Origin of the sequence: Sphingobium aromaticiconvertens (assembly GCF_037154075.1) — a bacterium.
Classification (GTDB): domain Bacteria; phylum Pseudomonadota; class Alphaproteobacteria; order Sphingomonadales; family Sphingomonadaceae; genus Sphingobium; species Sphingobium aromaticiconvertens.
The window spans coordinates 917399-942200 of sequence record NZ_JBANRJ010000001.1; the positions used below are offsets into that span (position 1 = coordinate 917399).

The 24802-nt window shown below is 61.9% G+C and carries 23 protein-coding genes; 12 read left to right on the forward strand and 11 right to left on the reverse strand.

Annotated features, from left to right (window positions below):
* The first annotated feature begins 12 nt into the window (after positions 1 to 12).
* From WFR25_RS04555 to WFR25_RS04575, 5 genes are all read left to right on the forward strand, one after another.
* Positions 13 to 1161 (forward strand): hypothetical protein, encoded by a 1149-nt coding sequence (locus tag WFR25_RS04555; RefSeq protein WP_336968963.1) that lies wholly within the window; start codon positions 13 to 15, stop codon positions 1159 to 1161.
* On the forward strand, positions 1158 to 2888 hold the full coding sequence (locus tag WFR25_RS04560) for a DUF1592 domain-containing protein (protein WP_336968965.1): 1731 nt from the start codon (positions 1158 to 1160) through the stop codon (positions 2886 to 2888). Before WFR25_RS04555 ends, WFR25_RS04560 begins: the two co-directional genes overlap by 4 nt.
* Positions 2885 to 4225, forward strand: coding sequence for a DUF1552 domain-containing protein (locus WFR25_RS04565; RefSeq protein WP_336968968.1), 1341 nt, complete (start codon positions 2885 to 2887; stop codon positions 4223 to 4225). Before WFR25_RS04560 ends, WFR25_RS04565 begins: the two co-directional genes overlap by 4 nt.
* Positions 4226 to 4280: 55 nt before the next feature.
* On the forward strand, positions 4281 to 5174 hold the full coding sequence (locus tag WFR25_RS04570; RefSeq protein WP_336968970.1) for an ROK family protein: 894 nt from the start codon (positions 4281 to 4283) through the stop codon (positions 5172 to 5174).
* Between the two features lie 102 nt (positions 5175 to 5276).
* Positions 5277 to 5915, forward strand: a complete 639-nt coding sequence (locus tag WFR25_RS04575; protein WP_336968971.1) for a peptidylprolyl isomerase — start codon at positions 5277 to 5279, stop codon at positions 5913 to 5915.
* Positions 5916 to 5919: 4 nt separating this feature from the next.
* Here the strand turns inward: WFR25_RS04575 and WFR25_RS04580 are convergent, their stop codons facing one another.
* Positions 5920 to 6156 carry a DUF2061 domain-containing protein gene (locus WFR25_RS04580; protein WP_336968974.1) on the reverse strand — a complete coding sequence of 79 codons (237 nt, stop codon included), beginning with the start codon at positions 6154 to 6156 and terminating at the stop codon, positions 5920 to 5922.
* A 142-nt stretch (positions 6157 to 6298) separates the two neighbouring features.
* Between WFR25_RS04580 and WFR25_RS04585 the strand changes: the two genes are divergently transcribed.
* The gene (locus WFR25_RS04585) at positions 6299 to 7039 is read left to right on the forward strand and encodes a DUF72 domain-containing protein (protein ID WP_336968976.1); all 741 of its coding nucleotides are present in this window, start codon (positions 6299 to 6301) and stop codon (positions 7037 to 7039) included.
* Between the two features lie 339 nt (positions 7040 to 7378).
* Here the strand turns inward: WFR25_RS04585 and WFR25_RS04590 are convergent, their stop codons facing one another.
* Entirely contained in the window at positions 7379 to 7567 is a 189-nt protein-coding gene (locus WFR25_RS04590) for a PspC domain-containing protein (protein ID WP_336968979.1), read from the reverse strand.
* 356 nt (positions 7568 to 7923) lie between these two features.
* Here WFR25_RS04590 and WFR25_RS04595 point away from each other — a divergent pair, with 356 nt between their 5' ends.
* Entirely contained in the window at positions 7924 to 8301 is a 378-nt protein-coding gene (locus WFR25_RS04595; RefSeq protein ID WP_336968982.1) for a gamma-glutamylcyclotransferase family protein, read from the forward strand.
* Between the two features lie 34 nt (positions 8302 to 8335).
* Here the strand turns inward: WFR25_RS04595 and WFR25_RS04600 are convergent, their stop codons facing one another.
* From WFR25_RS04600 to WFR25_RS04610, 3 genes are read right to left on the reverse strand one after another with little or no spacing between them, the layout of a single operon-like run.
* Positions 8336 to 8758 (reverse strand): hypothetical protein, encoded by a 423-nt coding sequence (locus WFR25_RS04600; protein WP_336968984.1) that lies wholly within the window; start codon positions 8756 to 8758, stop codon positions 8336 to 8338.
* Between the two features lie 17 nt (positions 8759 to 8775).
* Entirely contained in the window at positions 8776 to 10044 is a 1269-nt protein-coding gene (gene rlmN, locus WFR25_RS04605) for a dual-specificity RNA methyltransferase RlmN (protein ID WP_336968986.1), read from the reverse strand.
* Between the two features lie 45 nt (positions 10045 to 10089).
* Positions 10090 to 10581, reverse strand: a complete 492-nt coding sequence (locus WFR25_RS04610) for a hypothetical protein (RefSeq protein ID WP_419723141.1) — start codon at positions 10579 to 10581, stop codon at positions 10090 to 10092.
* Between the two features lie 185 nt (positions 10582 to 10766).
* On the opposite strand from WFR25_RS04610, the gene dnaN reads away from it, so the two are divergent.
* Positions 10767 to 11879 (forward strand): DNA polymerase III subunit beta, encoded by a 1113-nt coding sequence (dnaN, locus tag WFR25_RS04615; protein ID WP_336968987.1) that lies wholly within the window; start codon positions 10767 to 10769, stop codon positions 11877 to 11879.
* 92 nt (positions 11880 to 11971) lie between these two features.
* A complete protein-coding gene (locus tag WFR25_RS04620) occupies positions 11972 to 14599 on the forward strand; it encodes an EAL domain-containing protein (RefSeq protein ID WP_336968988.1) in 2628 nt (875 codons plus the stop codon).
* Between the two features lie 60 nt (positions 14600 to 14659).
* On the opposite strand, the gene WFR25_RS04625 is transcribed toward WFR25_RS04620, so the two are convergent.
* The 3 genes from WFR25_RS04625 to WFR25_RS04635 form a co-directional block, all read right to left on the reverse strand.
* Complete coding sequence (locus WFR25_RS04625; protein WP_336968990.1) at positions 14660 to 17515, reverse strand: TonB-dependent receptor; 2856 nt, start codon at positions 17513 to 17515, stop codon at positions 14660 to 14662.
* Between the two features lie 119 nt (positions 17516 to 17634).
* A complete protein-coding gene (locus WFR25_RS04630; RefSeq protein WP_336974673.1) occupies positions 17635 to 18303 on the reverse strand; it encodes a 2OG-Fe(II) oxygenase in 669 nt (222 codons plus the stop codon).
* Between the two features lie 56 nt (positions 18304 to 18359).
* Positions 18360 to 19121 carry a class I SAM-dependent methyltransferase gene (locus WFR25_RS04635; protein WP_336968992.1) on the reverse strand — a complete coding sequence of 254 codons (762 nt, stop codon included), beginning with the start codon at positions 19119 to 19121 and terminating at the stop codon, positions 18360 to 18362.
* Positions 19122 to 19271: 150 nt separating this feature from the next.
* Between WFR25_RS04635 and pip the strand changes: the two genes are divergently transcribed.
* Positions 19272 to 20234 carry a prolyl aminopeptidase gene (gene pip / locus WFR25_RS04640; RefSeq protein WP_336974676.1) on the forward strand — a complete coding sequence of 321 codons (963 nt, stop codon included), beginning with the start codon at positions 19272 to 19274 and terminating at the stop codon, positions 20232 to 20234.
* 76 nt (positions 20235 to 20310) lie between these two features.
* Positions 20311 to 20904, forward strand: coding sequence for a hypothetical protein (locus tag WFR25_RS04645; protein ID WP_336968995.1), 594 nt, complete (start codon positions 20311 to 20313; stop codon positions 20902 to 20904).
* Here the strand turns inward: WFR25_RS04645 and WFR25_RS04650 are convergent.
* On the reverse strand, positions 20895 to 21212 hold the full coding sequence (locus WFR25_RS04650) for a hypothetical protein (protein ID WP_336968998.1): 318 nt from the start codon (positions 21210 to 21212) through the stop codon (positions 20895 to 20897). The genes WFR25_RS04645 and WFR25_RS04650 overlap by 10 nt on opposite strands.
* A 93-nt stretch (positions 21213 to 21305) precedes the next feature.
* Positions 21306 to 23486 carry an excinuclease ABC subunit UvrB gene (gene uvrB, locus WFR25_RS04655; RefSeq protein ID WP_336969001.1) on the reverse strand — a complete coding sequence of 727 codons (2181 nt, stop codon included), beginning with the start codon at positions 23484 to 23486 and terminating at the stop codon, positions 21306 to 21308.
* A gap of 232 nt (positions 23487 to 23718) precedes the next feature.
* Between uvrB and WFR25_RS04660 the strand changes: the two genes are divergently transcribed.
* A complete protein-coding gene (locus tag WFR25_RS04660) occupies positions 23719 to 24285 on the forward strand; it encodes a DUF3617 domain-containing protein (protein ID WP_336969002.1) in 567 nt (188 codons plus the stop codon).
* A gap of 25 nt (positions 24286 to 24310) precedes the next feature.
* Here WFR25_RS04660 and WFR25_RS04665 read toward each other — a convergent pair whose 3' ends face one another.
* The gene (locus tag WFR25_RS04665) at positions 24311 to 24790 is read right to left on the reverse strand and encodes a GNAT family N-acetyltransferase (RefSeq protein ID WP_336969004.1); all 480 of its coding nucleotides are present in this window, start codon (positions 24788 to 24790) and stop codon (positions 24311 to 24313) included.
* Between the last annotated feature and the right edge of the window lie 12 nt (positions 24791 to 24802).

A 24802-nucleotide genomic window follows, 5' to 3' on the forward strand; every position in this document is an offset into this window, starting at 1 on the left:
GCTGCCGCGCTAATGCTGATCCCGCTGGCAGCCGGCGCGCTGATCCTTGGCACCGGGAGCGCCGACCTGTCGCCCCGCGCGCGCGCGGCTGCGCCCGTTCTTCCTGCCCCGCCTGCCAATGGTGAGATGGGCTTCATCTTCACCCATTTCGCGCCAGCCATCTATCAGGGGAAGGAGGATTGCCCCGAAGGGCTGGCGGCCACGTTGCGGGACAATTATCTCCAGACGCAGGCGCCTGCGGAACGGATGCGCCTGCTGGAAAAGCCCAATGAGAAGGAACTGACCACCCGCTGGACCGGCTATGCCTTTGGCCCTGAAAACACCAATATCTGCACGCATCCCGACAAGTTCGACCGGCCCCCGCAGCGGGTAGTTCAGGGCAAGGTCGCGCAGGGCATCGACCTGGATGGCGGCGCGGATGCCGAAGGCTGCGGGCATGAGAATTTCACCAGCCCCACAGGTGAAGCGGGCATCGACAACCAGATGTGGCGGGCGATGGGCTGTGTGCGGACATGGCGTGGCGTCGATGGCATGGGCGGCGATATCGTGCGCGGCCTTACCCAGTTTCTGGTAAGCGGCGAGCATACGCAGGTGTTGCTGCTGACCGGCGTGGACAGCCTGTCCGACGATCCCGACGTGACGGTGATCTACGCCAACAGCGAGGATCGCGCGATCGTCGATTCCCGCCAGAATTTCATCCCCGGCGCCAGCTATACGGTCGTGGACAATCCGCAGCATCGCAATGTGCTGAAGGGGCGGATCGTCGGTGGCGTGCTGATGACGCAGCCGCAGCATATCCGCCTGCGCCAGACCTGGGGACAGGGATCGGAGCGCGACATTCGGGGCCAACGGACCGAATGGGATCTGGCCAAGGGGCGACTGCACCTCGCTTTCCAGCCTGACGGATCGCTCAAGGGTATCGTCGGTGGCTATCAGCCGATCTGGAACATCATGGCCAGCGCGTCGATCGGCGGGGAGGGGGCGGCTACGACGGCGGGCTATGATTGCGCCGCCATATATGCTGCGCTCAAGAAACTGGCCGATGGCGATCGCGATCCGAAAACCGGCCAGTGCCGCCGGATTTCCAGCGGGCTGGAGGCCGTCGCCGTGCCTGCCTTCGTCAATGACCGGCTGCCCGAGACGAAGGTGGCGCACAAATGAGCGGCACCCAGTTCAAACGCGCGGGCACTTTGCTTGCCCCCACGCTGGCGCTGATATTGGCGGCCTGCACGGCGGAAAAGGCGCCGAAAAGCGCCTCGGCTGAACCATCCTTCGCGACCCTGCAAGCGCCGCTGGGGCAGATCGTCGGGATGCGGCGGCTGACCGAAGCCCAGTATCGCAACAGCATCGCCGATATTTTCGGCCCCGACATTACCGTCGCAGGCCGTTTCGAACCGATCGTCCGCCCTGTTCATGAGCTGATCGCAACCGGGGCGAGCGACTCCACCATCTCGCCCGCTGGCCTCGAACAGTTTGACGCCATGGCGCGCAACATTGCCGCGCAGGTCTTTGAGGAGGATCGCCGCGCCCAGTTCATGGCCTGCACACCCCGCGATGCGGCGTCGGCGGACCCGGACTGCGCCGCGCGCACCCTTGTGCCGCTGGGCCGTTACCTCTTCCGCCGTCCGATGACGCAGGCCGAGGTGATGGTCTATGTGAAGATGGCGGGCGATGCCGTTGGTCCCGGCACCTCCTTTCACAAGGGGCTGGAACTGGCGCTGGCGGCGATGATGGTGTCGCCCCATTTCCTCTATATCATCGAAAGCGCAGAGCCGGACCCGCAAGCGCCCGGTCAGCAACGCCTCGACAATTATTCGCGGGCCGCGCGGCTCAGTTTCTTGCTGTGGAATAGCACGCCCAACGAGGCGCTGCTTCAGGCAGCGGCGCAGCAGCGGCTGACCGATCAGGCCGAACTGGTCGCGGTCGCCGACCGCATGGCGAAGTCACCTCGGCTGGAGGATGGCGTGCGCGCCTTCTTCGCCGACATGTTGTTGTTCGAAAAGTTTGACGAGATGGCCAAGGACCAGATCGTCTATCCCCGCTTCAACCCGGACGTCGCTTCGGCGTTGTCCGAACAGATGTTGCAGATGATCGTCGATCAGTTGGTGATGCGGCAGGGTGATTATCGGGAGTTGTTCACCACCCGGCGCACCTTCATCAACCGGGCGCTGGGGCCGCTCTATCAGACGAAGGTCAGCAGCGCGCAGGGCTGGGTACCCTATGAGTTCAGCCCTGACGACGATCGCGCGGGCCTGTTGGGGCAGGCCGGGTTCCTGGCCCTCTATTCGCATTCGGGGCGAAGTTCGCCGACGCTGCGTGGTCGCGCGATCCGGGAATTGCTCTTGTGCCAGCCGGTTCCCAACCCGCCCGGCAACGTCAATTTTACCGCCGTGCAGGATGTCGCTAACAAGGCGATGCCGACCGCGCGCATCCGCCTGAACGCGCATAACAGCGATCCGGTTTGCGCCGCCTGCCACAAGATCACCGATCCGCTGGGCCTGCCGCTGGAACGGTTCGACGGCATCGGCGCCTTCCGTCCGCGTGAGAATGACGCGGTGATCGACACCGCCGGAGTGTTCGAGGGGACGGCTTTTCAAGGCAATATCGGGCTTGGCAAGGCGCTGGCCGCCAGCAAGTCGACCACCGAATGCGTTGCGGGGCGCGCCTTCCAATATGCCACCGGCCGCGTGCCGGAGGATGATGGTGCGCTCGCCGCCACGCTGGAATCGAATTTCGAAACCGACGGCTATCGCATCCGCGCGCTGTTCCTGCGCGTTGCGACCATGCCCGAAGCCTATCGCATCAAGACCCCGCCACTTGGCACCTCCACCGTCGCCATGATGACGCCCCCACGCGGCGTCACGCTCACCAAGGGAGTTCATCCATGACCTTCACGCTCAATCGCCGGACCGCGCTGCGCGGCATGGTCAATGGCATGGCCGTTGCTGTCGGCCTGCCGTTGCTGGACATATTTCTCGACGGCAATGGGCGGGCGATGGCGGCGACTGGCGCGCCGGTGCCCATTCGTTTTGGCACATGGTTCTGGGGGTTGGGCGTCAACCCGCCGCGCTGGTTTCCCGGCAAGGCGGGCGCCGACTATGAGCTGAAGGAAGAACTGGCCGCGATCGCCCCGCTCAAGCACAAGGTCAACATCCTAGGCGATTTCACCCTGCCGCTGGATGGCAAGCCCAATCTGCCGCACATCAGCGGCGGCATCGGCATCCGCACCGGCATGGCGATCGCGTCGGACCGGGGACTGCCCGCCCCATCCTTCGACGTTTTGATCGGTGATGTCATCGGCACGCGGACCCGCTTTCGCTCGCTGGAGCTGTCGGCGACGGGTGATCCGCGCAATTCTCTGTCGGGACGTGGGAACGGCAATCTCAATCCCGCCGAAGTGTCGCCTGCCGCGCTCTACACACGGTTGTTCGGTCCCGATTTTCGCGATCCCAACAGCGCGACCTTCACCCCAGATCCCGCCGTCATGGCCCGGCGCAGCGTGTTGTCGGGCGTCGCCGAACAGCGGCAGGCTCTGGAATCTCGATTGGGTACTTCCGATCGTCAGCGGCTCGACCAATATTTCACGTCATTGCGGCAGTTGGAAAAGCAGCTCGACGTGCAACTGACCAAGCCTGAACCGATGCAGGCCTGTATCGTGCCCGGCAAGGTGCCTGATACGCCGGTCAATGCAGAGATTGAGAATGTCATGCGTAACCATGAGGTTATGACCGACCTGCTGGTCATGGCGATGGCCTGTGACAATGTTCGCGTCTTCAACATGAACTTCAACAATGGCGCATCGTCGCTGACGCGCATCGGCAGCACCATCACCCATCACCAATTGACGCATGAGGAAGTGCTGGACAATCGCCTTGGCTATCAGCCCGAAGCGACCTTCTACGTCAATAAATGCATGGAAGCGTGGGTCTATTTCATCAAGGCGCTGGATGCAGTCAAGGAGGGCGACCGTACGCTGCTCGATAACAGCCTGGTCTTTGCGCACAGCGAAACCGAATTCGCCAAATTCCACACCATCGACAATATCCCGATGATGACGGCTGGTTCGGCGGGGGGAAAGATCCGCACCGGCCACTATATCACCGGCGACGGCAGCCCCGTCAGTCGTGTGGGCCTGACGCTCCAGCAGGCGATGGGCGTTCCCGTCGATGGCTGGGGCACGGACAGTCTGGGCACCAACAAGACGATTCCCGGCCTTATCGTCTAGCCATAACCGTAGTCCGTGACGGGCTGCCGCTCGGCCTGCTATGGGGCGACGCAGCATGATCACTCCATCTATCTATGGCTGCATTGAAGCAGGCGGTACGAAGTTCATATTGGGCATCGTCACCGACACGCGGGAAGTGCTGGCGACGCTCCGCATCCCGACAGAAGCGCCGTCCATCACCATCCCCGCTGCACTGGCTTTTTTCCGCGAAGGCGCGATCCGGCATGGTCCCTATGCGGCCTTCGGCATCGCCAGTTTCGGACCCGTCGATGTCGACCGCCGCTCGCCGAGCTGGGGCCATCTGATCGAGACACCCAAGGTTCACTGGAGCAATATCGACCTTGCCGGTCCATTCGCGAAAGCGTTCGATTGCCCGGTTGGCTTCGATACTGACGTCAATGGCGCTGCTTTGGCCGAAAGCCTGTGGGGGGCGGCTGTGGGCGCGGATATTGCCACCTATATTACGGTCGGCACGGGCGTCGGCGGCGGCGCGATGGTCGAGGGGCGACCAATCCATGGCCAGCGCCACCCGGAAATGGGTCATTTTCGTCCCGCCCGTCATCCGCACGACACCCGGTTCGACGGCATCTGCGCCTTTCATGGCGCCTGCCTCGAAGGTCTCGCCAGCGGTCCTGCAATCATCGCGCGCTGGGGTGCTTCGCTGTCCGACTTGCCCGCGGATCATGAAGCCCATGACATCATCGCTCATTATCTGGCTCAGCTTGTCATCGCGCAACAGGCGCTGCTCTCGCCCCGCCGGATCATTTTCGGCGGTGGCGTCATGGACACATCCGGCCTGCTTCAGCGGGTGCGGGATCAGGCTGCGATCCTCGCCGCCGATTATTTCGGCGTGGCTACTATCGATTATGACGCGCTCATCGTTTCCCCGGCACTCGGCGATCAGGTGGGGCTGATGGGCGCGCTCGCCCTGGCGCAACGCGCCCGTTAAACGTCCAGAGGGTTGCGTGGCCCCTGCGTGGTCTTTAGTCTTGGCCCTGTTTTGCCCCGATCAGATGTTTCCCCACTCCGCCCCATTGTTCTGATCGCCACCTTGCTGGCGCTCGTTCTGCTGCCTGGGAGGCTGCTAGCACTCCCGGCCAACAAGCCTGTGCCCGGCTATGTCCGGGTACGGATTGAAACGTCGCAGGGACCGATCATCGTTTCGGTCGACACCAGGCGCGCGCCCAAAACCTCTGCCAATTTCCTTGCCTATGTCGATGATGGCCGGTTCGACGGCACCACCTTCTACCGCGCTGCGCGGCGCAAGAGCGCGCCGACCTATGGCTTGATTCAGGGCGGCATCGACATGGATGCGCGCCGCTCCATTCCGCCAGTCGTACACGAGCCGACCACCCGGACCGGCATCCATCATCTGGACGCTACCCTGTCGATGGCGCGGCCCGACCGGCCCAATTCGGCGATGGGCAATTTCTTCATGACGATCGGCGCGACCCCGACGATGGACGCGCGCGGCACCTATATCGGCTATGCGGCGTTCGGCCATGTCGTGGGGGGCATGGATACGGTGAAGCGTATCCTCGCGCTTCCCACGGGCGGCGGCACCGGGGCGATGCGCGGCCAGATGATCCGCCAGCCTGTCCGCATTATCCGCGCCGTCCGTCTCGACGGCAAGCCGCAGCCCACGGGCCGGATCAAACCCTGGTTGATGGGCCTCAACCGCAAGAAATAATGCGTCAGGCCAACGCCGCCTGACCGCTGTACCATGGTTTGGCCTTCACCAGTTCGCGCCGCGCGATGACCTTTTTCCAGACTTGTTCGTGGAAGAAGAAGGCGACTGCATTGACCATCGGTTCGATCAGGGCAATGCCGCCCGCAATCGCCACCGATCCGGTCATCAAATAAGCGACGGTGAAGCCCACGGTCAGGTGGATGGAAAGATAGGTCGCGGTCTTGATGAGGTCGAGGCGCATTGGGAACTCCTGTGTTGCGTCCTTATTAAAAGTTGTTCGCAATAGTGGCTAACGCAACCTGTCGGTCATAGTGATCGATGAAAGCGATCTGGTCATGCGCGCGTGGCCTGCTATCTTCGCTATCACGACGTGGGAGAGGCGCATGAGCGGCACGATCAGGGTGGGCATTGGTGGCTGGGTCTACGAGCCCTGGCGCGGCACCTTCTATCCCGAAGGCCTGCGCCAGAAGGATGAACTGGCCTATGTCGGTGAGCATCTGACCGCGACCGAGATCAACGCCACTTATTATAGCAGTCAAAAGCCTGCGACCTTCGCCAACTGGGCAAAGGCCGTGCCCGACGGCTTCGCCTTCGCGGTCAAGGCCTCGCGCTACTGCACCAACCGCCGCTTGCTGGCGGAGGCAGGTGAGTCGATCGACAAATTCGTGAATCAGGGCTTGTCGGAGCTGGGCGATCGCCTTGGCCCGATCCTCTGGCAGTTCATGCCCACGAAAAAATTCCATGACGACGATTTCGCCGCTTTCCTTAAGCTGCTTCCCACCAGCGTCGCGGGCGTCCCCCTGCGCCACGCGCTGGAGGTGCGGCACGGCAGTTTCGACGATCCCGTGTTCCTCGCCCTCGCGCGGGATGCGGGTGCGGCGATCGTCTTCGCCGACCATGATGTCTATCCGGCGATAGAAGGGCATGATGTCGGCTTTTCCTATATGCGCCTCATGCGCTCTCAGGAGGAGCAGCCGACCGGCTACGACGCTGCGAGCATCGCGCAGTGGAAGGCCCGCGCGCAGCATCAGGCGCAGCAGGGAGATGTCTTCACCTTCTTCATCAGTGGCGCGAAAGTCCGCGCACCCGCGGCGGCGCAAGCGCTGATAACGGCGCTTGGTTAATATTTTCTGTGTTGCGTTTAGTGCAATCGTAAACTCAAACATTGCGATTGTTACAATTTAAAGGCAGGCGCATAGGCGCTCTCGCAACGTAACAAAATTACCGAATGGAGCAATATATGCGTCACGCCATCCAGGGTGCGGCGGTGCTTGTAGCGGTCAGCGCACAGCTGCTGACTTTCTACTCCGTGCTGTACGCCTAAAGCCTTTCCGAAGGCGAAGCCGGTGCCCCGCCTGTTTTGTGCGGTGCAACCGGACGACAAAAAGCCGCCCAGGGCATAAGCCGGGGCGGCGTTTTTGTATGCGGCGTTCTCAAGGGCGAGCGCCGCGCGGTCGATCCGTTCAGCCTTCGGCGGCGAGCCAGCCCGCCAGCAGATAGGCGACAACGCCGATCGGTCCCAGCACGCACAGCGTCAGCAGCACCAGCCCGACGCGGATCAGCGTCACGTCCAACCCGGTTCGCGCCGACAGGCCTGCGCATACGCCCATGATCTTGCCATTGCGACGGTCGAGGGTGAAGCTGTTGTCCATGAGTCTGGCCTTCAAATATCTATGGTATCGAGCGGGGGGAGCATGTCCGTTCAGGCGAGCGAGGTGACCGGCCCAACGGTTGCGCCAACGAAGACGGTAGCGACGATGACCGCGCCTACGAGGGCAATGGCGGCACTTTGGATCTTGGCGATGAACATGATGATAACTCCTTGCTTTACACTGTCACTGGACCATCCAGTGTCATGCCAGGGCGATTGCAGGAGCCGTGCCAGTTTGGTTTTTTGTCCGCTTTCCGGCGATTCTTGGGCTTGGCGACACTGGGTGATCTGTGAAAAATTCCGCTAGTTGGTAAAAACTGCATCAAGTTGGGATTTTGCGCAGCCATGAAAGAGAAAATGGTTCTGCTTTTCGTCTATGGAACGCTGCGTGTCGGTTTCGATGGACCGATGGCGCGGTGGCTACGCGGCGTGGCGCAGGCGGTGGGGCAGGGGCATCTCACGGGCTGCCTCTATTGTGTCGATGATTATCCCGCCTTCGTGCCGGGGGAGGCGGGCTGCGTCACCGGCGATCTGTTTGCGCTCCGCGATCCGGCCATGGTTCTCGCCAAACTGGACGACTATGAACAATGTTCGGAATGGCCGCAGCCGCACGAATATCGGCGCGAACGGGTCATGGTCATGACATCGGACGGCCCTTTTAAAGCATGGGCTTATATCTATGCCGATGACACGTCCGGATTGCCGTTGATCGTTGGCGGCGACTTTCTGCATTGACGTGAGAAGGCTGGCGTCGTCGCCTTCGCGGTGGCTATGCCGGCAAGTCCTGCAAAACCGGTGCAACCCAAGCCCGCCGTGCGTCTTTCGACATCAGCCGTTCGCGCGTCCAATAGGCATAGGGCCAATCCTTGTCGCCCAGCGGAGAGGCCAGCAACAGCATCAGCGCCGCACACGGCATGATGCCGTCCGGTACTCCTGCCAGCACGCGCCGGGTCATATGCAGCGACGCCTGCGTGATTGTCTCATGATAGCCTGCGGTGTCACTGTTAACCCCACCGACGGCCTCATTATAGCTGCGGATCATGGCCGGCATGTCCCGCTCGACCAGGATGTCGGCGCGTGTCAGAATCAGCCATAATGCAGTCGCGAAATGCGCGGCATGGGTCCATTCCGCCTTGGGCAGCGTCCGCGCACAAAAGGCCCGCGCGATCCGGTCTATCTCATCATCGGTCATGGATTATTCGTGGAAAACTACCCAAGCGCCGCTTGTTTTTCCGCCGCCAGCCGATCCAGTTCCGCCCGGCTCTTCTTTTCCGACGCGGACTTTAGCTGCCCGCAGGCGGCCATGATGTCGCGGCCGCGCGGGGTGCGAACGGGTGCGGAAATCCCACCCTCGAACACGATATTGCTGAACGAACGAATCCGCTCTGACGTCGAGCATTCATAATCGGTGCCGGGCCAGGGGTTGAAGGGGATGAGGTTCACCTTCGCGGGCAGCTTATATTTGCGGATCAACCGGACCAGCTCACGCGCATCGGCGTCGCTGTCATTCTTGTCCTTGATCATCACATATTCAAAGGTGATGCGCCGCGCATTATTCGCCTTGGGATAGTCGGCGCAGGCCTGCAACAGCTCCTCGATCCCGTATTTTTTGTTGAGCGGGACCAGTTCATCGCGCACTTCCTTGGTCACGGCGTGGAGCGAGACGGCCAGGTTCACGCCGATCTCTTCGGCCGCGCGCGCCATCATCGGCACGACGCCGCTGGTCGACAGGGTGATGCGCCGCTTCGACAGAGAAAGGCCGTCGCCGTCCATGATCAGCTTCAGCGCGTCGCGCACATGATCGAAATTATAAAGCGGCTCACCCATCCCCATCATGACGATGTTGGTCAGCATCCGCCCATCCGGCGAATATTGGGGAGCATCCTCATCCTCAATATCGGCATCATCGTTGGCGCTGGCCATGCTGCCCTTGGGCCATTCGCCCAGCGCATCACGCGCCAGCATCACCTGACCCACGATTTCGCCCGGCGTCAGATTGCGGACAAGGCGCATCGTGCCGGTATGACAGAAACGGCAATTCAATGTGCAGCCGACCTGACTGGACACGCACAGCGTTCCCCGGTCCGCGTCGGGGATGAACACCATTTCATAGTCCTGTCCGTCATCGGATCGCAGCAGCCATTTGCGGGTGCCGTCGGTGGACACCTGCGCCTCCACCACTTCAGGGCGGCCCACGACGAATCGCTCGGCCATCCACAGGCGCATCGGCTTGGCCAGATCGGTCATGGCCTCAAAATCGGTTTCGCCGCGATGATAGAGCCAGTGGAACAACTGCTTAGAGCGCAGCTTTGCCTGCTTTTCGTCCAGGCCTGCTTCCTCCAGCGCGCTTTTCATTTGCGGGCGGGACAGGCCCATCAGGTCGACGCGCCCATCTTCACGCGGCGTCACGGCGCGCGGCACGGGCACAGGGTCGATAAGGCCGGGAATCGGCATAAGGAGGTTTGCGGCTGATTGCATGCGCGCGCCATAGCGCATTTTCTTACTTCTGACCAGCGTAGCCAGTTACCCCCGGCGCGCGCATCCCAGCGCTGCCGCGTCGATCGCCGTCGCCGCGCCCCGCAGGGCATAGGCGTCGGCATAGGCGCGCCCGCGTGCATCGCGCGTCTCCACGCTCATGCTGGTGCCCGACCGGATGGCCGCCACGATCGCCGCGTCGCCCTGCGCATCGGCGGCCCAGGCGTCGGCAGCCCCCGCTACCAGCGCAAAACGGCGGTCGCCAATGCTGAGTGTGACAGGCGCGCTCTGTCCGTGACCACGACTGAGGCGGAACTGTATCTGACCGCGAATCCGTTGCTCGGGCCAGTGCGAAATGGTCGCGAAACCCTCACGCCCGCCCTTCCGGACCGGCAGGGCGATGGCATAGCATCGAGCTGGGGAGGGATCGCGAAACGCGCCCCAACTTTCGAATATGCCAAGTGATTCCCTTGCGTTCACCGGCGTCGCGGCGGCAAGCAACAAAGGGAGTAGCAGCAGGAAAACCGGGCGGATCATCATCCACGCAAAGCCCAGTCAGCGCGCTTTTGCAAGCCTTTGCGTGTCAAGGCGGGAAAAGCCGTTGCGTGCCGCTTGCCGCCGCCGTCACAGCGGTTATGTAGAACGGGCACCACTATCGCCCGGATTCGGCCCTTCATGCGCTGGAGCCGGGCTTCAACGAAGAACAGAAGCGGACACACAGGGACATGAAGGCCACCATCGAACGCGCGACGCTCCTCAAGAGCCTGAGCCACGTCCAGTCGGTGGTTGAGCGTCGGAATACGATTCCCATTCTGTCCAACGTGCTGATCGAGGCGTCTGCGGACGGCGCGATCAAGCTGATGGCGACCGACCTCGACCTCCAGATCGTCGAAAGCATCTCCGCCCAGGTCGAACAGGCCGGCGCGACCACCATTTCCGCGCATACGCTGTTCGACATCGCGCGCAAGCTGCCGGAAGGGAGCCAGGTTTCGCTTCAGGCCGCGGACGGCAAGATGCTGATCCAGGCGGGGCGCGCGCGCTTCAACCTGTCCACCCTGCCGCGTGACGACTTCCCCGTGATCGCAGAGGGCGACCTGCCAACCCAGTTCGAGCTTCCGGCCGCGACCCTGATCGAGATTATCGACAAGACCCGCTTCGCCATTTCGACCGAAGAGACGCGCTATTATCTGAACGGCATTTATTTCCATGTGTCGGAAGATCCGCTGCCCGTACTGAAGGCGGCCGCCACCGACGGCCATCGCCTGGCCCGCGTCACCGTGGCCCGGCCCGATGGGGCGGAAGGGATGCCCGGCATCATCATTCCGCGCAAATGCATCGCCGAACTGCGCAAGCTGCTGGACGAAGTGGACGGATCGGTCGCGATCACCCTGTCGGCCAGCAAGATCCGCTTTGGTCTGGGCAACGCAATCCTTACCAGCAAGCTGATCGACGGGACCTTCCCCGACTATAGCCGGGTCATCCCGACCGCGAACGACAAGCTGCTCAAGATCGATCCGCGCAGTTTCGAGGAAGGCGTCGATCGCGTCGCCACGATCGCCACCGAAAAGACCCGCGCGGTCAAGATGTCGCTGGACCGGGACAAGATCACCCTGTCCGTCACCAGCCCTGAAAATGGCACGGCGGCAGAAGAGGTGCCGGGCGACTTTGCGGGCGAAGGCTTCGACATCGGCTTTAACGCGCGGTATCTGCTCGACATATTGGGACAGATCCACAGCGACGTGGTCGAGCTTCATCTGGCCGACGCAGCCGCGCCGACGCTGATCCGGGAAGATGACAAGAGCATTGCGCTCTATGTGCTGATGCCGATGCGGGTCTGATCCCTTCGGAAACGCAAATATCGGTTATTTACGTAGAGTTGCGCTGCTGAGTTCGTAACCCTCTCTCAACCACTTTGGGTTAAGTGCAGGCTATGCAATCCCTGCGCTCAGCCATCCTCGATTCCGCCGATCGTCCTGCCGGGTTACTTTCCGCGCTCGGGCTTACTGAAAGCAGGACGGACGTCGCCGCCACCTGGGTGTCCGCCGCTTATCGGGGCATTGCCCTGCTATGGCCGCTGGTGCTGCTTGCAAAAATCTGCGTCAGTGCGTTGCTGCACATCCCACTTGGCTTTGCCGCCGCGAGCGGCGCTGGTTGGCTGGCTGTCGGACTGGCGGTGATTCTGCTCGATCTGATCATCCTTGCTCTGCCGCGCTTGCGTGTTTTTGGCGGTCTGCTGCCGCACGTCCAGACGTGGGTATTGCTGCCGCTCGTCATCCTGTCCGGTGTGGCGTTCAGCCTTTGGCTCGCGCTTGGCCAGGCTGGCGACGAAGTGGGGGGATGGCTGACGCTGACCGCAACCTTCTGTATCGCATTACTGGTCACAGGTATCGTCGGCGATCGACGGCTGCTTGCCTTTGGCTATGTGTTGGGCGCCCTGCTGGTTCCCACATTGCTGCATGGCGACTTTATCCATGCGGGCCTGCTGGTCAGTTGCCTGTCGGTCATGGCGCTGGCGACGATGCGACAGGCCATTGCCGACCGTGACCGGGCGCTTGATGATCGCCGCCGGGACTTGCAAGTCCAGCGGTCGGACCGGCTGTTGCAGGATTATGAGCGGTCCGGGCGGGGCTGGTTCTGGGAAACGGACCGCAATGGCTGCATCAGCTATGTGTCCGAAACGCTGGTGGCGACCATGGGCGCATCCTCGACGACGCTGATCGGTCGCCCGATTACCGACATGATCTGCCATGGTGACCGGCAGCAGGGCGATGGCGAGCGGACGCTGGGCTTCCATCTGTCGGCCAGGAGCGGCTTTGCGGACATCGCGGTTCGCGCGGCGATGACGCAGGATGAGCGCTGGTGGTCGATTTCGGGTCAACCGATATTCAATGAATATGGGCAGTTTCACGGTTTCCGTGGGTCGGGTACCGACCTCACCGAAATGCGCCGCAGTCAGGCGGAAGTGGTTCGGCTGGCGCAATATGATTCGCTGACCGGCCTTGCCAACCGCGTGCAGATGCTTCGATCGCTGGAACAGGCGGTGACGAGCGTGCGCGGGCAACCGGGTGACTGTTCGCTGCTGATGCTCGACCTCGACCGGTTCAAATATGTCAACGACACGCTCGGTCATCCTGCTGGCGACGCGTTGTTGCGGCAGGTCAGTCAGCGCCTGCAGCGGGTGGTTGGCGATCAGGGGCTGGTCGGCCGTCAGGGTGGCGACGAGTTCAAGATATTGCTGCCGGGCCGGGTCGAACATGCCGCGCTGGTTCAATTGGCCGACATCATCATTGCGTCGCTGTCCCAGCCTTATTCGATCGAGGGCAGTCGGGTGGTCATCGGCGTGTCGATCGGCATTTCGTCCTGTCCCATCGATGGTGTGACTGCCGATGCATTGATCCGCAACGCCGACCTCGCGCTCTATGCCGCCAAGGGTGACGGACGCGGCATCCATCGTTTCTACTCGCCCGAAATGCATGCCGATGCAGAGGATCGCCGCCAGCTTGAGGAGGATCTGCGTCAAGCGCTGGCCAGCGACGCGCTGCATCTGGTCTATCAGCCGGTCGTCAATGCGCGAACGGAACAGATTACCGGCTATGAAGCGCTGCTGCGTTGGGAGCATCCGGTGCGTGGCGCGATTTCTCCGAACATATTCATCCCGATCGCTGAGGATACCGGGTTGATCGCACAGATCGGCGAATGGGTGCTGCGGACGGCCTGTCAGGACGCGGCTGGTTGGACCGATGGCGCGCGGGTGGCGGTAAACGTCTCGCCCATCCAGTTTGCCAACCCTGCTTTCCCTTCGACGGTGATGAACGTACTCGCATCCACGCAGCTTGCGCCCGAACGGCTGGAGCTGGAGATTACGGAGAGCGTGTTCCTCAACGACAATGATGGCACGGACGCGATGTTCGCGCGGTTGAAGTCGCTGGGCGTGCGGCTGGCGCTCGACGATTTCGGCACCGGCTATTCCTCACTCGGTTATTTGAAAAAGGCCCCGTTCGACAAGATCAAGATTGACCAGAGTTTCGTGCGCGGCGCAGCGATCAAGGGTAGTCGCAACAGCGCGATCATCAAGGCGATCGTCAGCCTGGCGGAAGCGCTGGGCATGGATACGACGGCCGAAGGCGCGGAAACGCAGGACGAGCTGGACCTGATCCGTCAGTTGGGGTGCAGCCATATCCAGGGCTATATCTATGGTCGCCCGATTTTGGGTATCGACATCATGGCGCGGCAGACGGGCGTGAAGGTCATTGCCCAGTCTGACGGCTTCCGTTCGAGCAGACCAGAACGCAAATCGATGCTGAGGACCATTTCCGTTCATCATGACGGGCAGGTTTATGGCGCCCGTGTCCGCAACATCTCCGCCACTGGTGCGCTGGTGGAAGGATTATGGAATGTCCCGGAAGGCACGCGGTTCGCGATCGAACTGGCAGAGGGGCAGCTTGTTCAGGCTACGGCGCGCTGGTCGAAGGATGACCGGATGGGCGTGGAGTTCGATGAGGGGATCGACCTCGTGACGCTTCGTACCTCTGCGGTGCCCCGCGCACTGGCGTCGTGACGCTCATCCTTCCCTGATTGAGGGGCCGGGAAAGGGTGCTCCTTCTCCGGCCCTTCCCGTTTAGAAGAACAGCTTGCGGAAGCTGACGCTGATCGTGCGGCCCAGCGGGTCCAGATAGCCAGGCTGATACCGCAGCGGGGTCGCGCCGGTGGCGTCGGTCACGTTGCGCCGCGTGTTCAGGATATTGTCGATCCCGACCGACACGCGTGCGCCGCGGAAGAAGGGGTGATCGCGCACCAGTGCCGGGATCTGCCCCAGATTGGCGAACAGCCGCAGGTTGGCGGTGGCGAGGCTGCCGAAGTTGAGCCGCGACGTACCGCCCAGCGCCCCATCGACATGGGTGCCGCTTTCCCAGTCGATCGACAGGCGACCGCCCAGGCCATTGTTGGAATAGCCGACCCGTGCCTGAAGTTCATGCCGGGGTTGGCCGCCTGACGATCCGGTGGCGTCGCCGTTCAGCAGGTCGAGTTCCGGTACGCCCGGCGCAATCAGGATCGAATCGGTGAAATGCCATGTGTGGTAGAGGCTGAACTGGATGCGACCGCCACCACCGCCGGGGCCGCCGCGACCGCCCCCGCCACCGCCCCGGAAGCCTCCCCCGCCGAAGCCTCCACCGGGGCCACGCTCACCGCCGCCGCCGGGACCAGCATTGCTTTCGCCGCCGCGCTGCACGTTGTCGGCATTCTGCGCGCCGTCTGGCCCGCCAGCCTGTCCGCCGCCGCCCTGCTGGCCTTCGCCGCCGGCCTGACCGCTGCGCCCCTGCCCCCCCGGCCCGCGATTGCCCATCATGGCGCGCAGGTCGGCGGGCATGTCCTCACGCTTGGCGCCCGATGCGCGCCACGTCTCCATCTGTTTCTGGATGCTCGACTTGATCGGGATCGAATAGTCGAAGCCCCAGCGCAGTTGCGACCGCTGCGAAGAAAGATAGTTGATCGGTCGCCCGTCGATCTGGAGCAGGGTGCCGTCGGCATCGCGCATGAAACGCTGCGGGAAGGCCGCCTCGATCGCCGGCGTGGGCGTGGGGAAAGAGGAAATGGGATTGTCGGTCCGACTGTTGAGGTAGGTCGCCGTGAGCGTCAGGTTCGCCTTCTCCAGCGGCTTTAGCGTCACGCCGAGCCGGAACTGGTCGCGCACGCTTTCGCGCAAATTGGGATTGCCGCCCGAAATCTGCGTTACGAACACCGTCTCGCCCCGCGCATAGTCGAACAGCGATACGTTGGGCGTGGTGATCGTCGGATCGTTGATCTGGTTGCCCGTCGGCGCGGCCCGATCCTGATTGGCTGACAGCAGGAAGCGGATCTGCGGAATCGGCGTCCAGCGCAGGCCATAGCCCAGCGTGGAGAGCGTGCCGAAGTCCGACAAGCGCTGCGCCGCGGCGTTCACATTGACGCCCAGATCACCAACGGCGCCCAGGACATTGCGCCCGCGACTGGTGAGCGGCAGGTCCAGGCTGATCTGCCCGCTGCCGATTTCCCGATTATAGCTGGAGGAACGGAACACGCCCGATCGTGTGGATTCGCCGTCAAAGCCATTGGCGCTGGCGCCCAACCGGATCGCAGTCGTCGCCGCGCCCGCAGGCAGGTTGAACAGGGTGCCGCTGATCAGCAGGTCGCCCTGAACTGCCTGCGACTTGGCCCGCGCGCTGTCGGTCAGGCGGGTGCTGAGCAGCCCATCGGGCAGGCTGGTCGCAAAGGGGTTCACCGTTGGATCATTGCCACTGATCGCCGTCTGGAGGACAGTGCCCGATACGCCCCGATCGGTGGCGGTGCGGGTGTCGGACAGGTCGGCATTGCCGGTAAACGACCATTGCCATTTGGGCGTGATACGACCGTTCAGGGTCAGGCCGATATGGCTGGTCGTACCCCGGATACGTTGCCCCAGCGCGCCCGCTTGCTCCAGATAGCGATAGAGTTGCACGTCGTTGGAGAAGGGGGAGAAAGGATTGCCATCGGGCAGGTTCAGCGTGAGCGCAGACAGGCCCTGAAGTGTGTTGTTCTCACTGAGTTCAACCCGACCGTTCAGCGTTGCGGATACGTCACCGATCGGCCGTGCCAGCGTGGCGTTGGCGGAGAAACTCTCGGTCGCGGGGCTGAGCGTGCGATAGCGCGACAGGTCGCTGATGCTGGCCGTATTGGCCCCCGCGACGAAATCGCCAAGCGCGGGGGCGCCATTGGCGGCGATGCCGGGCACGGCGGCGACAGTAACGGTCTGGCCCGCCAGCGCGGACAAGGCCGGATCGACCTGCGCGCCGCGCGTCAGTCCGCCGACATTGCCGGGAATGGAAAAAGGGTTGCCTGGGGTGGTCGGGTTGATGCCGCGCTCGCTTTCCAGCAGGCTTGCTGCGCGATTATATTTGAGGTCCAGTGTGAAACGGCTGTCGCCCCTGATCCGCAACAGGCCCAGATTGGCACCGCCACTCTCCCGCCCGCCATCCGTGGTCGTGGCACCGCGCAAATCGGCGCTTTCGGCCCGGAAGCGCTGGCGCAGGACGATGTTCACGACCTTCTGCGTCGGCGCATAACCATAGGCGAGTGCTACCTCTTCCGACAATATCTCGGTACGGGCGATCGCTTCTGCCGGCAGGTCGGAAATCTCGGAGAAGCTGGAGATACGCTTGCCGTTTAGTAGCACCACCGGCGCGCCGCCCGCCGCATTGGTCTGCGGCGCCAGTTCAGCGATCAGTTCGGAAACCGACGAGACGCCCAGCGCGCGAATGTCCCCGGCGTTAAACTGTTGCTCCGGCTGGATCGCACCGATGACCGATCCGCGCGGCGCCTGACCGGTGACGACAATTTCCTCCTCGCCCATGTCCTGCGGCGGGGCGGACTGTTGCCGGTCTTCCTCCTGCGCCATCAGCGCTGTTGGCGATACGCCCATCATCAAAACGAATGCGGCAAGACTGGTCGAACGATGCACGGAACCCCCCAAGACATGCACTATGTTGCAATGCCGCATTAGCGCGTACTTGTCGTATAAATCTCCCATGAAATGGGCAAGTTTGTCGCAAAGTGTAACAGAGCTGACGGGGGAAGGCGTCAGGTGGCGTCGTGGAAAATCAGTCCCAGCATCATCCGGCTCCCCCACAACAGGCGGCTGACCCCGTGCCGCATCTGCACCTTGTGGACGCCGCGCGACCCCATGACCGGTCGGTCGCGCACCGGGAAGATGACTGCGTCCCCTTGATTCAACAGCACGACTTCGGGGCGCGACTGCATCCGGGGCCGCTGTTCTGTCAGGACGAACGATCCGCCGGTGAAATCTTCGCCGGGTCGCGATAGCAACACGGCCGCCTGCAAGGGGAAGATGTGCGGCCCATAGACATCCTGATGCAGCGCGTTCCAGTCCCCCGCCTCATAGCGCAGCAGCAACGGCGTGGCCTTGTCCTGCCCGCCCAGCGCACCCTGCCTTAGAAAGTCGACATGACGCGCCGGAAAGATGTCGTTCGACCCCAGCGCGCTTGCCCAGCGATTGGCGACGTCCGCCAGTGGTGCATAAAGTTGCTCGCGCAAGGCCGCGATCGGTGTGGGCAGGGGATAGGCGAAATAGCGATAGCATCCGCTGCCAAAACCATGGCGCGCCATCACGACTTCCTTGCGGAAAACAGCGGGTTCATCCCACAGCGCGGCAATTCGCGCGCACTGTTCAGGGTCAATCAGCGCAGGCAGCACGGCTGCGCCATGGGTGTCGAGATCGGAAAGGTTCATGGCGGGCAGGATGGCGGCTGGACGATCCTCTGTCCTCCCGTCGCTTGCGTTCAAAACTATCGCGGCTTGCGAAAGCGGAAAAAGAACCGATCCGTTTTCCCGCGTATCGCAGGATCGAACACCAGCTTGCTATGATCGTCCGCCGGATTGGCCAGCAGCGGGCTTTGCGCCTCCAGTACGAAACCGGCGGCCGTGAAGTCCGCCTTCACGGTGTCGGGGTCGATCCTGTGCAGCTTGTCTACTATTGTGCGCGTATCGCCGGGCGTGCCGACATGGTCGATGATCCCGACGATCCCGCCCGGCCTGGTCGCGGCATAGAGCGTCTTCACGAAGACCGCCGGATCGGTGCGGGGGATGCCGTATTTCGCCGATACCCAATAGAGGTCATGATAGGACAGGTTGATGATCGTGAAGTCGAAGCTATTGGGCGCTGCGGCGAACGCCTCGAACGGATAGCGCACCCAAGCGACTTGCGGCACGCGTTTGGTCAGCGCTTCCCATTTGGGCTTTTCCTCCGGCGTTGCATAGAATTGGCTCGGCTCGAACCCCGTCACCTTGCCCTTCGGTCCCACAGCCTTCGCCATGATCTCCGCCCAATAGCCTGATCCCGTCATGATGTCGGCGGCTTTCATGCCCGGTTTCAGGCCCAGAAAATCCAGCGTCTCGGCGGGCTTGCGGCTCTCATCCATCGCGCGGGCGTCCGCAGGGCGACTGGCATCGGCGACCGCTGCCGTCAGGGCAGGATAGGGCTTTGCCGTGACCGGCGCGGCGAGCAGAAAGGAAAGGCCCGCAAAGGCCATGGCAACCCGACAGTGCATCGACTCTCTCCCCTGTTTGAATGGCGGGATATTGCGCCCGACCGATCCACCGATCAATCGCCCTGACGGACGATGGTCGACGCGCATTTGCCGTTGGTCGAAACGGGAAGCGTGCTTGCCATCGCAGGCGGCGCGGGGCACAAAAAGGGCATGACCAACAGCCTCCGCACCCTCTACCCGGCGATCGAGCCTTATGCCTCTGGCCATCTGGGCGTGGGGGACGGCCACGCCCTCTATTGGGAGCGCGCGGGCACGCCGGGCGCGAAGCCGGTTGTCTTCCTGCATGGTGGTCCGGGTGGCGGCATCGCGCCCGAGCATCGCCGCCTGTTCGATCCCGCGCGCTATGATGTGCTGCTGTTCGACCAACGCGGCTGCGGTCGATCGACACCCCATGCGGAATTGGAGGCCAATACCACCTGGCACCTCGTCGCCGACATCGAACGGCTGCGCGAGATGATGGAGGTGGAGCAATGGCTGGTCTTCGGCGGTAGCTGGGGCTCGACCCTCGCGCTCGCCTATGCCCAGACCCATGTGCAGCGCGTCACTGAACTGGTGCTGCGTGGCATTTTCACGATCCGGCGGAGCGAGATCGACTGGTATTATCAGCATGGCGCCAGCCGCATCTATCCCGACAAATGGGAGCGTTTTGTGGAGCCGATCCCGCAGGCGGACCGCGACAACCTCGTTAAAGCCTATCGCCGCATCCTGACCGGCGATGATCGCGCGGCCCGGATCGCCGCGGCCAAGGCGTGGAGCGTCTGGGAGGGCGAAACCATCCGCCTTCTTCCCGATGACGCGCTGTCCGCCACCCACGAAGCCGACGATTTCGCCTTGGCCTTCGCCCGCATCGAAAATCACTATTTCGTTCATGGCGGCTGGTTGGAAGACGGCCAGTTGGTCCGCGACGCGGGCAAGCTGGCGGCCATCCCCGGCGTGATCGTGCAGGGCCGTTACGACATGGCCTGCCCGGCGGAAACGGCGTGGGCGCTGCACCGCGCCTGGCCGCAAGCGGACTTCGAGATGATCGAGGGGGCGGGGCACGCCTATAACGAGCCGGGGATATTGGATGCGCTGGTCCGGGCGACGGATCGGTTTGTCAAAAGCCAAAATTAGACTGCGATAATAATTTCCAAGCAATTGAGTCACTTACAATATTTGACTAACCATCTGATTCTGATACAATATTTTTATGGATGCTACATACAACCTCAACGGCGGGTTCAAGCCGACAATCAAGCGTTTCGCCGATCTGGATGGCCCAGATTTTTTCCCGACCCCTTGTTGGGCAACCCATGCGTTGATTGATAATGAACGGTTTGATGGCGACATCTGGGAAAGTGCTTGTGGCAACGGAGCGATGTCTGATGTCTTGGAGTTGACCGGCAACCGAGTTGAAAGTTCGGATCTTCATAATAGGGGCTACGGGGAGGGCGGGGTGGATTTCCTGGCTACCCAACGCCGTGCAGCTAATATCGTCACCAATCCGCCTTATAATGCGGCTGAAGGGTTCGTTCAGTCCGGTCTTAAAAGTGCAGAAAGCAAGTTTGCCTTGCTGCTTCGCCTCGCATTTCTGGAAGGTGCGAATAGACAGCGAACCATCTTTACAGATGCTCCGCCATCTAGGGTATGGGTCTTCAGCGAACGGATTACATTTTATCCAGCTGGTGCGATCCAAAAAGGGACGGGAACGACCGCCTACGCTTGGTTCGTCTGGGATAAAAATGCTTCCAACGGCACGGAACTCAAGTGGTTCAAGCCCGGATATAAGGCGCGCTATTCCTGAGGAACGGTATCGAGAAATTTCCTGCCCGCATCAGTAATTGTGATCGATTCTGCTTCTGCATCATAAGTGGCATATCCACGAGTAAACATGCTGGTGGTCGTGCCGCGATGAGAAACTAAATTACGAACTTTTTGACTGAAATAAGAGTCGTTGCGGCCGTCGATTATTGCAGCATCCGTGCCCTCTGGTTGAAATTCGTCAGTTAAAACATTGATAAGCGCCGTTGTTGTAATTTCGCCATTGGGCTGTGCTGCCGCTGCACGAAGCGCTGGAACTACTAGGTCATGCTCGCGAATACGTACTGCCATTTTAAACTCCATAATGCTCAAAGGCATTGTTGTGCAATTTTGTATATTTGCAAGCGAGATTTAGTTCAATTCGGTTTCTAACCTACAGAATACCTACCGACCCTTCCGCTGCACCTTCCCATACCGCATCTTCCGCGTCCCCGGCTTCCCCTCCGTCGCCCGCCCCCTGATCGCCGCGATCTGCTCATGCGCGGGCAGGCCTAGTTCCTCCGCTTCCAGCTTGCGGATTTCGTCGCGGATCCGTCCGGCTTCCTCAAACTCCAGGTCCGCCGCTGCGGCGCGCATCTTCTTTTCCAGATCCTCGATATGGGCGCGCAGATTGTGGCCGACAAGGTGGGGCTTGTCGTCGATTCCCGTGTCGATCGTCACCTGATCGCGGGAGGCGACATGGGCGATGATGTCGCCGATGTTGCGCTTGATCGTGGTGGGGGTGATGCCATGTTCGGCGTTATAGGCTTCCTGCTTTTCGCGGCGGCGTGAGGTTTCGCTCAGCGCCCGTTCCATGCTGCCGGTGATCCGGTCGGCATAGAGGATCACGCGCCCGTCCACGTTGCGCGCCGCGCGGCCGATCGTCTGGATCAGTGAGGTTTCGGAACGCAGGAAGCCTTCCTTGTCCGCATCCAATATCGCCACCAGTCCGCATTCGGGAATATCCAGCCCCTCGCGCAGCAGGTTGATGCCGATCAGCACATCATAGACGCCCAGCCGCAGGTCGCGGATCAACTCGATACGCTCCAGCGTCTCGACGTCGCTGTGCATATAACGGACCTTGATCCCCGCCTCATGCATGAACTCGGTCAGGTCTTCGGACATCCGCTTGGTCAGCGTGGTGACGAGCGTGCGATAGCCCTGCGCGGCGACCTTGCGACATTCGTTGATCAGGTCATCCACCTGATCCTCGACCGGTTTGATCTCGACCGGCGGGTCGATCAGGCCAGTGGGGCGGATCACCTGTTCGCTGAACACGCCGTCGGTCTGCTCCATCTCCCATTTGCCGGGGGTGGCGGAGACGCTGACCGTCTGCGGCCGCATCACATCCCATTCGTTGAAGCGCAGCGGGCGGTTGTCGATGCAACTTGGCAGGCGGAAGCCATATTCGGCCAGCGTGATCTTGCGCCGGTGATCGCCGCGCGCCATCGCGCCGATCTGCGGCACGGTCTGGTGGCTTTCGTCCACGAACAGCAGCGCATTCTCGGGCAGATATTCGAACAAAGTCGGCGGCGGTTCCCCCGGCAGACGGCCAGTCAGGAAGCGCGAATAATTCTCGATCCCCGCACAGCTTCCGGTGGCCGCGATCATCTCAAGATCGAAATTGGTGCGCTGCTCCAGCCGCTGCGCCTCCAGCAGCTTGCCCTCCGCCTCCAGTTCCTTCAGCCGTTCGGTCAGTTCATGGCGGATCGCTTCCATCGCCTGTTTCAGCGTCGGTCCTGGCGTCACGTGGTGGCTGTTGGGAAAGACCTTCACATAGTCGAGGCTGGCGACCTTCTTCCCCGACAGCGGGTCGAACTCGACAATCTCCTCAATCTCGTCGCCGAACATGGATATGCGCCAGGCGGTATCCTCATAATGGGAAGGGAAGATTTCCAGATTGTCGCCCTTCACCCGGAAATTGCCGCGGGCAAAGCCGACATCGTTGCGCTTATACTGGAGCGCGACCAGCTTGCGGATAATCTCCCGCTGATCCTCGATCCCGCCTTTTTTCAGGGAGAAGGTCATGGCTGAATAGGTTTCGACCGACCCGATGCCATAAAGGCACGATACGGAAGCGACGATGATGCAGTCGTCCCGCTCCAGCAACGCGCGGGTGGCGGAGTGGCGCATCCGGTCGATGCTCTCGTTTACGCTCGACTCTTTCTCGATATAGGTGTCCGACCGGGCTACATAGGCCTCGGGCTGGTAATAGTCATAATAGCTAACGAAATATTCGACCGCATTGTCGGGAAAGAAGCTCTTGAACTCGCCATAAAGCTGTGCCGCCAATATCTTGTTGGGCGCAAGGATCAGGGCAGGCCGCTGCAACGCCTCGATTACCTTGGCCATGGTGAACGTCTTGCCAGAGCCGGTGACGCCCAGCAGTACCTGGTCCTTCTCTCCGCCCAGCGCCTGCTCGACCAGTTCGGCGATCGCGGTCGGCTGATCACCCGCCGGTTCATAGTCCGATACCAGCGTGAAGGGACGGCCCCCCTCGCTCTTTTCAGGGCGCGCGGGGCGGTGGGGGACAAAGCCCTCGCCCGTTTCGGGTTCATCGAGGGTGGTGCGGATCTGAATTGCCATGGTCGTAATATGGGGCCTTTGGCCAGCGGCGCAATCGGCTCAGGGTTTCAGTTCGAACGCGGTCTTGGGCGGCGGCGGATAGACCACCGGACGCGTGGCACAAGATTTGGAACAAATCAAGAACAATTGGTGTCGAAGCGCATCCGCCCGGTCTGGCGCGGTTCCGATTCGAATAGTCACGACGCCTTGATATGGTCACATCGGAAGCCGGCGCGAATTTTGAGGACAAGTTATGAAAAATGCGATTTTGGTCTTGGCGGGCATGACGGCCTTGCTTGCAGGTTGCGGCAAGAGCGAGAAGGATGCCATCAACGCCAGCGCGCCAATGAGCCGTGAGGATGTCGCGGCGCAGGTGAGCAAGGTAAAGATGAAGCCCGGCCAGTGGGAAACCAGCTTCGCTCTGGAAGACATCGACTTCACCAACATGCCCAAGGGTGCGCCGACATCCGCGCAGATGAAGGATCAGATGAAGGCGGCGATGAGCCGCTCCGCCATCAAAAATTGCGTGACGCCGGAGCAAGCCGCCAATCCCAGCGCAGATATGCTGTCGGGTCAAAAGGACCAGAACTGCACCTATAAGGGCTTCGACATGGCGGGCGGCACGATCAAGGGGCAGGTCAGCTGCGACAAGGGCGGGCAAGCGATGACCGCGACCATGACCGGCCATTATGCGCCCGAAAGCTATGACGTGACGATGGACATGACGACCAAGGGCGGGACCGACGGTGTCGCCATGACCATGAAGGCGCGCACGCAGGGTAAATGGGTTGGCGACCAATGCACGGCGAACAAGGGGTAGGATGTCGCCCGCCCATTAGACGCGGTCAGCCCTCGATGACGCGGCGCATGTGGTGCGTTCCTGCGCCATAGCCACCGGGCTGTGCTGCCGGGTCGGCGTCGTCCACATAAGTGAAACCGACCGATGCCCAGAAACGGTCAGCGCCATTGACGGCCATCAGCATCACGTCCTGAAAACCGGCTTTCCGGGCGAGGTCGATAATCAGGTCGACGGCGGCCCGTCCGGCTCCACTGCCGCGCGCATCGGGCAGCAGCGCGATATCATGCAGATAATAAGTGCCCGCCATGGCCGGGATGGAATCCAGCATTGCGTTCAGCGCCGGGGGGCTATGGCGATGCCATGGATGGCTGATCAGATAGCCACCGATCCGATTTCCTCGCCATAAGGTAAAGCAACCGGACGGATAGAGGTCCAGCCGCTCGGCATAGATCGCCATATCCTCCGAATAGCTTTGGTGGACGGTGTCCGAAATGGCGGCGATAGCGGGCAGGTCTGCATGGCGCATTGCCGTCCAAAT